At 63.4% G+C, this 11,658-nt stretch carries 9 protein-coding genes; 4 read left to right on the top strand and 5 right to left on the bottom strand.

Annotated elements, in window-relative coordinates; all coding sequences use genetic code 11:
- Positions 1 to 191: 191 nt before the first annotated feature.
- The gene (locus tag AC0L2R_RS25745; RefSeq protein ID WP_236369087.1) at positions 192 to 1,619 is read left to right on the top strand and encodes a M48 family metalloprotease; all 1,428 of its coding nucleotides are present in this window, start codon (positions 192 to 194) and stop codon (positions 1,617 to 1,619) included.
- A 171-nt stretch (positions 1,620 to 1,790) separates the two neighbouring features.
- Here AC0L2R_RS25745 and AC0L2R_RS25740 read toward each other — a convergent pair whose 3' ends face one another.
- Complete coding sequence (locus AC0L2R_RS25740; RefSeq protein WP_128181614.1) at positions 1,791 to 2,654, bottom strand: RNA polymerase factor sigma-32; 864 nt, start codon at positions 2,652 to 2,654, stop codon at positions 1,791 to 1,793.
- Between the two features lie 345 nt (positions 2,655 to 2,999).
- On the opposite strand from AC0L2R_RS25740, the gene AC0L2R_RS25735 reads away from it, so the two are divergent.
- From AC0L2R_RS25735 to AC0L2R_RS25725, 3 genes are all read left to right on the top strand, one after another.
- The gene (locus tag AC0L2R_RS25735) at positions 3,000 to 3,773 is read left to right on the top strand and encodes an amino acid ABC transporter substrate-binding protein (RefSeq protein WP_023803897.1); all 774 of its coding nucleotides are present in this window, start codon (positions 3,000 to 3,002) and stop codon (positions 3,771 to 3,773) included.
- Positions 3,774 to 3,932: 159 nt separating this feature from the next.
- The gene (locus AC0L2R_RS25730; RefSeq protein WP_128170983.1) at positions 3,933 to 4,613 is read left to right on the top strand and encodes an amino acid ABC transporter permease; all 681 of its coding nucleotides are present in this window, start codon (positions 3,933 to 3,935) and stop codon (positions 4,611 to 4,613) included.
- Positions 4,610 to 5,383: an amino acid ABC transporter ATP-binding protein gene (locus AC0L2R_RS25725; protein WP_473512246.1), complete on the top strand. Its 774-nt coding sequence runs from the start codon at positions 4,610 to 4,612 to the stop codon at positions 5,381 to 5,383. Before AC0L2R_RS25730 ends, AC0L2R_RS25725 begins: the two co-directional genes overlap by 4 nt.
- Before the next feature lie 201 nt (positions 5,384 to 5,584).
- Here AC0L2R_RS25725 and AC0L2R_RS25720 read toward each other — a convergent pair whose 3' ends face one another.
- From AC0L2R_RS25720 to AC0L2R_RS25705, 4 genes are all read right to left on the bottom strand, one after another.
- Entirely contained in the window at positions 5,585 to 6,166 is a 582-nt protein-coding gene (locus tag AC0L2R_RS25720) for a CarD family transcriptional regulator (RefSeq protein WP_027152934.1), read from the bottom strand.
- Between the two features lie 466 nt (positions 6,167 to 6,632).
- Complete coding sequence (gene fdxA / locus AC0L2R_RS25715) at positions 6,633 to 6,971, bottom strand: ferredoxin FdxA (protein ID WP_023803892.1); 339 nt, start codon at positions 6,969 to 6,971, stop codon at positions 6,633 to 6,635.
- A 251-nt stretch (positions 6,972 to 7,222) separates the two neighbouring features.
- A complete protein-coding gene (locus AC0L2R_RS25710; protein ID WP_473512245.1) occupies positions 7,223 to 7,612 on the bottom strand; it encodes an RNA-binding S4 domain-containing protein in 390 nt (129 codons plus the stop codon).
- Between the two features lie 14 nt (positions 7,613 to 7,626).
- Positions 7,627 to 11,013: a helicase-related protein gene (locus tag AC0L2R_RS25705; RefSeq protein ID WP_473512244.1), complete on the bottom strand. Its 3,387-nt coding sequence runs from the start codon at positions 11,011 to 11,013 to the stop codon at positions 7,627 to 7,629.
- Positions 11,014 to 11,658 lie beyond the last annotated feature (645 nt).

Here is an 11,658-nt window from a genome sequence, read left to right as displayed (position 1 = left end):
GCCACTACGGTGCCATCCGCGCTCGTGGGCTCGAAGGACGCTGTGGCAGTTGATTTTGCGCATGATCTGAAAATCGATGCCCGATTTTCGGGCCATGGGCTGAGAGCCGAAAGGAAGCTGTTCTGCCGACCGGCACAGACAGAGTGAGAAGGAAACCGCTGGCGCGCTTCCTGGCGCTGGCCGGCTTTGCCATGGCGTTGGCAAGCTGCCAGATGTTCACGCCTCCGGACGTTCAGGAATCCGGCTTCCAGCCTTCCAGCAAACCGGTCACCGTCGACAATGTTGCCGCCAACAGCAAGGTCGCCGAAATGGCCAAGGCGCAGCATCCGCGCATCCTCGCGACCTATGGCGGCGAATATTCCGATCCCAAGCTCGAGCGCATGGTCGCCAAAGTCGTCGGCAGCCTGACGGTGGTTTCGGCCAACCCGAGCCAGACCTACCGCATCACGATCCTCAATTCGCCCAACGTCAACGCTTTCGCATTGCCTGGCGGCTATCTCTACATCACGCGCGGCCTGTTGGCGCTGGCCAACGATTCGGCCGAGCTCGCCGCGGTCATCGCGCATGAGATGGGCCATGTCACTGCAAACCACGGCTTGCAGCGCCAGCAGCTCGAGGCCGAGGAAGGCTTTGCGACAAAAGTCGTCTCGGATGTGCTCGGCGACAGCCCGACCGCCAAGGCGGCACTGATCCGCGGCAAGCTGCGGCTTGCCCAGTTCTCGCGCAATCAGGAGCTGGAGGCCGACGGCATCGGCATCAAGTCGATCGGCGAGGCGGGCTTCGATCCGTTTGCCGCCGGCCGCTTCCTGCAGTCCATGTCGGCCTACACCGATTTCCGCTCGATCAGCGGCGCCACCGACGCCAGCCTCGACTTCCTGGCAACGCACCCGAACACGCCGCAACGCATCGATCTGGCGCAGCGCCATGCCCGCCAGTTCGGCGCGCCCGGCGTCGGCACGCGCGACCGCGACGCCTTCCTCGCCGGCATAGACGGGCTGCTCTACGGCGACACGCCGGAGGAAGGCTATGTGCGTGGCGAAACCTTCCTGCATCCGGGGCTCGGCGTGTCGTTCTCGGTGCCCGACGGCTTCATCATCGACAACTCGGCCGCGGCGGTGACGGCAACCGGGCCGGGCGACATAGCGATCCGCTTCGACGGCGTCTCGATCGACAGGAACCGATCGCTGACCGACTACCTCCGCAGCGGCTGGGTGGCCGGTCTCGACGAAAGCAGCGTGCGCCAGGAAACAATCAACGGCAACGAGGCGGCGACGGCGCATGCCAGCGCCGAGGGCTGGCAGTTCGGCATCGCGGTGATCCGCGCCGGCGGCCAGGTCTACCGGCTGCTGACGGCAGCCCCCTCCGCCAGCACCTCGCTGGACGCGGTGGCGCGCTCGGTCAGCGGCTCGTTCCGGATCTTGAGCGCGGCCGAAAAAGCAGCGCTGAAGCCGCTGCATATCCGCGTCGTCACGGTCCGGCCCGGACAGACCATGGGTTCGCTCGCGGCGCAGATGGTCGGCGTCGACCGCAAGCTCGACCTGTTCAGGGTGCTCAATGCAATGTCGCCCGGCGCAGCCGTTTCGGCCGGCGACAAGGTCAAGATCATCACCGACAGATAGGGTGTGTCGATATTCAGGTGATGCCGGCGGTCGCGGCAGTAAGGCTACGGCCGGCGTAGGCCGGTGCTCACGTACTTTGTACGCTCCGCTCCGGTTCTCGGAAACCACCTGGTTGGTCGCTTCGCGCCCGTCTTCGACTCCGACTCGTCCTAACCTGAATCGCAACACACCCTAGGCGGCGGTCGCCAGAAACTCGGGGTTTTGCTTCACCAGCGCTATCTTGAGCTTTTCCATGGCGCGTGCCTCGATCTGGCGGACGCGTTCCTTGGAGATCCCAAGCGCCTCTCCGAGAGCTTCGAGCGTCGCGCCCTCGTCGCTCAGCCGGCGTTCCTCGATGATCCTGAGCTCGCGGGCATTGAGCGCCCCGAGCGCGGTTTTCAGCCAGATAGAGCGGCGTTCGACATCGATCGTGTCACCCACGACTTCGTCCGGCAAAGGATCGTCCGAAACCAGGAAATCCATTCGCTCGGTGGCGCCCGCATCGTCGGCGAGCGGCTGGTTGAGCGAACTATCCGGGGCCGAAAGGCGCGAGTCCATCATCGCCACGTCGGCCTCGGAGACGCCAAGCGCCACCGACACCTCGCGGTAGAGTGAGGTGTTCGAGATCGGCTCGGCACCGTTCGCCAAGCGGGCGCGCAGGCGCCGCAAATTGAAGAAGAGCGCCTTCTGCGCCGAACTGGTGCCGCCGCGCACGATCGACCAGTTGCGCAGGATATAGTCCTGCATCGAGGCACGGATCCACCACGTCGCATAGGTCGAAAACCGCACCTCGCGCTCCGGTTCGAAACGGGCCGCTGCCTCCAGCAGGCCGACATGGCCTTCCTGCACCAGGTCGCCGAGGGGCAGGCCATAATGGCGGAACTTCGAGGCCATGGAAATAACCAGCCGCATATGCGCCATGGCGATTTGGTGCAGTGCCTGCTGGTCGTTGTCTTCCTTCCAGCGCAGCGCGAGAACATGCTCCTCGTCGCGCTCGAGATAGGGGGCTTTCATCGCCGCGCGGACCATGGTTCGCCCTGCCGTATCTTCCATCATGCCACGCTCCCTGTTCCGGGCGTTGCGGTGCGATCGCTCGCCCCTAAGCTGGCATCGTGGTTGAATTGGCGACGCCGCGCCCTACAACAGCCAACAAACGTGCCACCCGCGCGAATGGTTCCGCCGCTGATGTCGCGTGGATTGCACTGTTCGAAAGCTCGATGCGGCGGTCGCTCCTCGGCCGGTTGGCGTGAGTCGATGTGGTTTTGAGAATTGGATTTCGAAAGTGTCTCATTTTTGAAATCTGGTTCCTTATTTCGCCAGGCTGCATCTGTCAGTTTCCGGCGCTCACAAATGCGCCGGACGCCGGCCCCGGACGCCGGCCAATGACGGGATCACAGAAAAATGAAATGGCTCAAATCGCTTATCGTCGCCGCAACACTGCAGGTACTGGCAGGCACATCAGGCCATGCCGGCGCCAATCTCGATCAGATCAAGCAGGCCGGTGTCTTCAAGGTCGGCACGGAAGGTACCTATGCCCCCTTCACCTATCATGATGCCTCGGGCGCACTGGTCGGCTTCGACGTCGAGATTGCCAAGGCGATCGCCGAGCGACTCGGCGTCAAGGCCGAATTCCTCGAAGGCAAATGGGATGGGCTGATCGCCGGCCTCGACGCCGAGCGCTATGACGCTGTTATCAACCAGGTCGGCATCACCGAGGAGCGCAAGGCCAAGTATGATTTCTCCGATCCCTATATTGCTTCCAAGGCGGTGCTGATCGTGCGCGGCGACAATACCGACATCAAGAGCTTTGCCGACCTGAAGGGCAAGAAGGCGGCGCAGTCGCTGACCTCGAATTTCGGCAAGCTCGCCGAAGCGAACGGCGCCGAACTCGTCGGTACCGATGGTTTCGACCAATCGATCCAGCTGCTTCTTACCGGCCGTGCCGATGCCACCATCAACGACAGCCTGTCCTTCCTCGATTTCAAGAAGCACAAGCCCGACGCCAATGTGAAGATCGCCGCGCAGGAAGAAAACGCAGACTATTCCGGCGTGCTCGTGCGCAAGGGCGATCCGGAACTGGTCGCCGCCATCAATCGGGCGCTGGCCGACATCAAGGCCGACGGCACCTACCAGAAGATCGCAGACACTTACTTCGGCCAGGACGTTTCGAAGTAAGCGCATTTCCCGGAGCCGGCTGGTTGCCGTTCCGTACGGCCAAGTATCGCGGCGAGCCGTCTTTGACGGCCGCCGCTTTTGGCGTGATATGACGACCGTATGGTCGCGCCTCGATGCTGCCGGGCCGATTTTTGGGCGGCAATCTCGCAAGGAGTTTTCGTGCCGCACTGGCTGCAATTGATGCTGGATTCGTTGCCCACGCTGCTATGGGCCGCGCTGATCTTCACCGTGCCGCTAACGCTGCTGTCGTTCGCATTCGGTCTCTTCGTAGGACTGGTCGCAGCGCTCGTCCGGCTGTTCGGCCCGAAGCCGCTGGTCGCCGTGGTCCGCTTCTATGTCTGGATCTTCCGTGGCACGCCGCTTCTGGTGCAGCTCTTCCTGATCTTCTACGGCCTGCCGTCGGTCGGCATCCTGCTCGACGCCTTTTCAGCCGCGTTGATCGGCTTCACACTCAATATCGGCGCCTATACGTCGGAGATCATCCGCGCCGTTATAGGCTCGGTGCCGAAGGGGCAGTGGGAGGCGGCCTATTCGATCGGCATGACCTGGGGCCAGGCGATGCGACGCACTATCCTTCCACAAGCGGGCCGCGTCGCGGTGCCGCCGCTGTCCAACACCTTCATCTCGCTGGTCAAGGATACATCACTTGCCGCCGCCATCACGGTGCCGGAGATGTTCCAGGCGGCGCAGCGCATCGTCGCCACCACCTATGAGCCGCTGATCCTCTATGTCGAGGCGGCGGCTCTCTATCTGGCGCTGAGCTCGGTGCTGTCGGCGTTGCAGACGCGCCTGGAAAAGCGGCTCAACCGCTATGGCGGCTTCCTGGAGGCGCGCGCATGATCGGCCTCACCGACATCGAGAAGCGTTTTGGTGACAATCTCGTGCTGAAGGGCGTGACCGTCACCATCGAGGAAGGGAGCGTCACCGCCCTTGTCGGCCCCTCGGGCGGTGGGAAAAGCACGCTTCTGCGCTGCATCAACCTGCTCGAGATCCCGACCTCGGGCACGGTGCGCATCGGCGACGACGCGCTTGAATTCCACCCCGGCGGCAAGGTGCCCGGCAGGGCCATCCAGCGCCTGCGGCTGCAGACCGGCATGGTGTTCCAGAATTTCCAGCTGTTCCCGCACCGCACGGCGATCGAAAACGTCATGGAGGGGCTGGTGACGGTGTTGAAATGGCCGGCCGGGCGAGCGCGCGAGCGGGCGCTCGCCCTGCTCGAAAAGGTTGGAATGGCGCACAAGGCCGACGCCTGGCCGGCGACGTTGTCAGGCGGCCAGCAGCAACGCGTGGCGATCGCCCGGGCGCTGGCGCCATCGCCGAAAGTGCTGCTGTGCGACGAGCCGACTTCGGCGCTCGATCCGGAACTGGCGCAGGAGGTGGTCGACGTGCTCGGCCAGCTCGCCAGCGAGGGCACCACCATGGTGATGGCGACGCATGATTTGCGCCTCGCCTCCAAAATCGCGCAGGAGGTGGTGTTCCTCGACGCCGGCAGCGTCGTCGAGAAAGGCCCCGCCGCGGTTTTGTTCAGCAATCCGGAGCGCCAGCGAACCAAGCGGTTTATCGCGACGCTGAAGCAGGAGGCAGAGAAGGAAACCGGTGGCGAAATTTAAGGCATGTCGCCCAAAAAGTGCGTAGCGGTTTGGGGTGACGATCACTAATGCAGGGCGCGCGGTGGTCTTGCGATCACGACATGCATAACAACAACAACAACAACCTAAAGCGCGTCGCATGAATCCAGTCAAACGCGACGAGCTTAGGAATAAAAAAACCCGGCGCGAGGCCGTGTTTTTCCAAATTAAGGCGAGAAGCGCTCAGGCTGCTTCTTCCTGCTCGGCTTCTTCGTTGTCGGCCTTGGCGCCGCGCTTCGGTCCCTTGTTGAGGTTCACCTCGATGAGGCGCACCGCTTCGGTCTCCGACATGCGGTTGACGGCCGCGATCTCGCGCGCCATGCGGTCGAGCGCCGCCTCATAAAGCTGGCGTTCGGAATAGGACTGCTCCGGCTGGTTGTCGGCGCGGTAGAGGTCGCGCACAACTTCCGAGATCGAGATCAGGTCGCCGGAATTGATCTTCGCATCATATTCCTGGGCGCGGCGCGACCACATGGTGCGCTTGACGCGGGCGCGGCCCTGCACGACCTTCAGCGCGCGATCGACGTAATCCTCTTCCGACAGCTTGCGCATGCCGATAGAGGTCGCCTTGGCGACCGGAACCTTCAGACGCATCTTGTCCTTCTGGAAGTCGATGACGAACAGTTCCAGCTTGTGGCCCGCAACTTCCTGCTCGTCGATCGAGACGATCTGGCCGACGCCATGCGCCGGATAGACGATGTACTCGCCCGTCTTAAAACCGTGACGCGCTGCGCTGGACTTCTTCTGCGGGGTGATTGTTGCCATTACGCCATGAACTCCTTGGTGTGGAACCGGCATTCTGCCGGTCGAACTCGCGCGATCGGGTACCGATCGTTAGCCGCACAACTACGAACCCACCGGAAAAGCCGAGGGCGGCAAATCGCATAGTCGCGACTGCCTGCCCCAGATCACTCTGGTCGGATTGAAAAATTCACCTTTCAGTGATTTGGGGCGTTTGCGCCATAAATCGACGTTGTGTCACCGGCATGTTTGGTTCGTGTAGCACAAAAAGTCGGAAGAATCAAGGTTTTGCTGCACGCGCGAAGGTCAAGCGCGATCTCCGCCTGTCAAGGCAGTTAACGTGCGGTGCCTGTCAGCACGCGTGATGCCGATCAAACCGGCGTCGCCGTTACGGTGCCACGCGCCCGTTTTGGACGCGCAAGGACGATGTGACACCTTGATCTGGCGCATGGTCCTTCCGAAAATCGATTTCGATTTTCGCGGTCGAGCGCTAGTCGCCCTGGCCGGGCTCGGGGGAAAAATATTTTTCGAACTTGCCGGCCTCGCCATCGAAGGACTTGGCATCGGCCGGAGGCTCCTTCTTGGCGGTGATATTGGGCCATTTATCGGCGTACTCGGTGTTGATCTGCAGCCATTTGTCGAGCCCTGGCTCGGTGTCCGGCTTGATCGCGTCGGCCGGGCATTCCGGTTCGCAGACGCCACAGTCGATGCACTCGTCGGGATGAATGACGAGCATGTTCTCGCCCTCATAAAAACAGTCGACCGGACAGACCTCGATGCAGTCCATGTATTTGCATTTTATGCAATTATCGGTCACGACATAGGTCATCGGTCGGCTCCGGGACGTCCCCTTTTATCAGGGCGACGTGGCGTCCAATCGGACGCACAAGGTACGCTGTAACACTTTGAAACCACGCATCGTGCGCTTGGAAAATCGATATCGATTTTCGGGCCGATGCGGTAGGCTTTCTTGGTGAGGTAACGTCTTTGCCCGCCGCTTGCAAGGGCGGCCATTGCTTGTGATGCCGGTGTTTCTGGAATGGATTTCCAGCCGGCGATGCGACGAAAGCCGGTTATGCGTCAGTCGTCGTCGCCGAACAACCGGTCGGTCTCCCGGCGTTCCTTCTTGGTCGGGCGGCCGCTGCCGGCATCTCGCAGTGCGGGGATCGCATCGCGAACGGCCTCGCCCTTTGGTGCCGGCGGCGGCGAGATATCCTCGTAAAGCAAGCGCGCTTCCTCGGCGGGACCGCGCCGGCTGCCGGTGCCGAGCACCTTCCAGACGAAGATGCGCCGCTCGAGAGTGATGGTCAGGACGTCGCCGAGGCGGACCAGATCGGAGGCCTGCGCTGCTTTGTCGCGATTGATGCGAACGCGTCCGGCCACCACCAGCTTCGCCGCCAGCGAGCGCGATTTCACCGCACGCGAAAAGAACAGCCATTTGTCGATGCGCTGGCGGGCATCAGTGACCATCGGAGCGAACGAACTTACTTCTTCAGCTGGTCGCGCAACGCGGCGAGCTTGGCGAAGGGGGAATCCGGGTCGAAGCGCACCGGACGCTCCTCGCGAGGCTTCGGCTGGAACGCGGGCTTTCCACCAGGCGCGCCGCTCTTGCCGTCCGGCCTGCCGCCTTTCCAGTCGGGCCGGCTTTCGCGACGATCGGGGCGCTCGCCCTGCGGCTTGCCTTCGCGCCGTTCGCCTGGCTCGCCCTGGGGCTTGGGCTTGAACTTGCTGCGGTCGAAGCGCGGCTTGCCGGCGCCGTCGCCGTCGCGGCGTCCTTCACGGGCGGGCCGGCCGCCCGGTGCGCCGGTCTGCTGCCCGGCCTCTGCCGGCGCGTTGCTGCGGCCATCGCGCGCGGCTTGTGGGCTGCGCGGGCGATTGTCCCTGTCACGGGGCCGGTTGTCGTGGTGGCGGTGGCGTGGGCGCTGGTCGAAGCGGCCCTGCCGCCACAACAGGATGGGTTTTGGTTCTTCGGCCTCTTTCTCGGCCACTGGAGCAGCCTCGCCGGTGGCGGCTTCCACTGCCGCGGCAGGTTCGGCCGAGACTGCTGCCGTTGCGGGCGAGGCTTCGGAAGCCGGCTCCGCCTGTGCGACCTCAACCTCGGCGGTTTCGGGTGCTGCCTCTCGAATTGCGGCTTCAGCTGCAGGCAGACCCTCTACCGTGACCTCAGGCGGAGTTTGCAGCTGAGCTTCTGCGACAGGTTCCGCTTCGGTAGCGGGTTCCGCGAGAGCCTCCGCCGTGGCTTCTGCCACTGCATCCGGCTCAGAACTGTCGGCCGGCGTCTCGACGGCTGCGTCGGCAATCGCGGCTTCCGCTGCCTTGGCCTGCTCGGCTTGTGCCTCCGCCGCCTGCTTGGCCGCGGCGGCTTCACGCGCGACATTGTCCTGTGCCTCGAGCCGTGCCTTCACCTCGACAGCCGGCTTCGGCTCGGCCCGGTAGCCGAGGCCTTTCAAGATCTCTTCCATATCGTCGGCCGTGGCGCCGAGGATCGACATCATCGGCGGCGTTACCATGAAGGACTGACCGTCATAGGCGCCGTCGGGGCGCTGGCCGAGGCCCGGCTTCCAGTTGGTTGCGGGCCGGATCAGGTCGGCCAGCCGTTCGAGGATGTCGACGCGCACCGCACGACGGCCGAGATTGCGGTAGCCGGCCAGCTTGTAGAAGGTCTTGTCGAAGGTGGGATCGATGACCACCGAGGTGCGGCCGGAGGCCAGCGCGTGAACCACGTCGCCAAAGCCAGGCTTGTCCTTGCCGTCGTTCTGCAGCGCCCACAACAGCGTCACCAGTCCGGCCGGGGCCGGCTTGATCAGCGCCGGCACGAAGACGTGGTAGGCGCCGAAGCGCACGCCGAGCCGGCGCAGGGCGGCGCGGCCCTCCTGGTCGAGCGACTTCATCTCCTCGGCGATGTCGCGGCGGTTGATGAGGCCGAAATTCTCGACGAGCTGGAAGGCGACGCCGCGGCCGATGCCGGTGATCTGCTCGGCGTTCTTGAGGTCGACCAGCGGCTTCAGCAGCGACTCGATCTGGAAATTGACGAAGCGCTCGGCGCGCGCCGCGACCTTGTCGCGGGCGGGACCGGTGAGCTGCTCGTCGGCCAACAGCACCAGGCGCGGCTTCAACGGCTCGTCGCCTGCGACCAGCGTGCCGATCGGCGCGCCGATCCAGCGCAGCGTGCCATCGGAGCCGAGCGCGATGTCGCCATTGGCCGAGGCGCCGAAGCGTTCGGCCCGCGCCTCGAATTCGGCTGCAAGCGCCTTCTGGGCTGCTGTGCGCACCGCCTTGGCGTCCTCGCCGCCGGCGCTTTGGTCCGCGGTGAAGCGGAACCCCTGCAACTCGCCGACATGATGGCCTTCGACGAGGACGGTTCCGGTTGGACTGATTTCGGCTTCAGGCATGGTATTTTCTCTAAGGCGCCGCATGAGGACGGAAGTCCTGCGGTCTACGAAGCGTTTCGTCAACCGCTCATGCAGCGCATCCGACAATCTGTCTTCGATTTCGCGCGTCTTTTCCTGCCAGTGTGCCTGATCGGCCAGCCAGCCGGGCCGGTTGGAAACGAAAGTCCAGGTGCGGATCTGGGCGATCCGGTGCGACAGCGTGTCGATGTCGCCCTCGGTGGTGTCGGCGCGGCGTACCTGCTCGGCCATGTAATTCTCATCGACATGGCCATGCCTGGCAAGGTCCATGTAGATCGAGGCGATCAGGTCGGCATGCTGAGCCGGGGCGATCTTCCTGTAATCGGGAAGGGCGCAGGCCTCCCACAACAGCGCCACGCGCCTGGCGTCGGTGGCAAGCGCCCGGATGTCCTCGTCGCGGGACAGATGTTCGAGCGCCTGCGCATCGACCGCCGGCAGCGCGCGCGTCAGGCCTTCAACCGGCGCGTTGGTCTCGATTGAGCGCTTCAGCGCGTCGAGGTTGGCGAAATCGAAACGCGCGGTGCGCCATTGCAGCACCTTCACCGGGTCGAAATCATGCGCTTCGATCTTCTTGACCAGTTCCTCGTCCAGTGGATCGACCTGGCCGGTGACGCCAAAAGTTCCGTCGCGCAAGTGCCGGCCGGCGCGGCCGGCGATCTGGCCGAGCTCGGCCGCTGTCAGGTTGCGATACTGGTAGCCGTCGAACTTGCGGTTCTGGGCGAAGGCGACATGATCGAGATCGAGGTTGAGGCCCATGCCGATCGCATCGGTGGCAATCAGATAATCGACATCACCCGACTGGAACAGCTCCACCTGCGCGTTGCGGGTGCGCGGCGATAGCGCGCCGAGCACGACTGCCGCACCGCCCTGCTGGCGGCGGATCAGTTCGGCGATGGCATAGACCTCGTCGGCGGAGAAGGCGACGATCGCCGTACGTCGCGGCAGGCGGGTCAGCTTCTTCGAGCCGGCATAGGCGAGATGCGACAGCCGTGGCCGCGTCACCACCGACACCCCCTTCAGCAGACGCTGGAGGATTCCGTGCATGGTCGCTGCGCCGAGCAGCAGCGTCTCCTGGCGGCCGCGCAGATGCAGGATGCGGTCGGTGAAGATGTGGCCGCGCTCGAGGTCGCCGGCCAGTTGGACCTCGTCGACGGCAACGAAGGCGGCGTCGGTCTCGCGCGGCATGGCTTCCACGGTGCAGACCGAATATCTGGCGCCGTCGGGCTGGATCTTCTCCTCACCGGTGATGAGGGCCACCTTGTGAGCGCCGACTTTTTCGCAGACGCGCGAGTAGACCTCGCGGGCGAGCAGCCTGAGCGGCAGGCCGATAATGCCGCTTTCATGCGCCACCATGCGCTCGATGGCGAGATGGGTCTTGCCGGTGTTGGTTGGCCCGAGCACAGCGGTCACGTCGCGGCCTGACAGGATCAGTGGCTCAGTGTGTTTCGGCTGGATGTTCATTGACCTGGAAATTAAGGCTCTCTGCCTCGCGTTGTCGGGAGCGCGCCCCGTGGTGGCGCGGGTGACTGCCGACACATAGGGATTTTGGGCGTGAAGCGAAAGCAGAATATTCCGATGGCAGCTCGAAGCCTTCCGTCGGCATCGATAATCCGTTTCGCCGTTTCGATTTAACAGATGGAACGAGTCTGGAACGAATCGGCTACGAATCGCTGACTCGCGCAGATTCAGGTTTTGTTCACGGCTACATCTGGATTTTTCGCCGGCGAGTCTCACCACATGCTGAATCGCCGAACTGGCCCGTTTCATGCTGGGCTGACGTCGCCGTTAACCTTTGCCGCTGAACGATCGATGCAGGTCGGCCGGCGTCATCCAACACTCTGAAATAATTAAACTTTCCTAACGCGCCTTAACCATTTGGGGATGTTTTTCAGCCTTTGTCGTTTAACACTGCGCTCAAAGCCGGAACGAAACGGCGACGAATCGGCGCCGAAGCATGTTTCCCGGTTTGTTCACCCCCATATGTAGTATCGTGAACAGGTTTTCCACCTGTTATCCACCGGCGGGGAACAGGGTTTTGCACAGGCCGCACGCCCGCCGTTAACCTTTGCGCGCCGCTTTGGCACAATCGGCGTCACGACCATCGTT

The organism is Mesorhizobium sp. WSM4820 (assembly GCF_055811075.1).
Note: the sequence above shows the minus strand (reverse complement) of the source record. Positions and strands in the feature narration are given on the sequence as shown.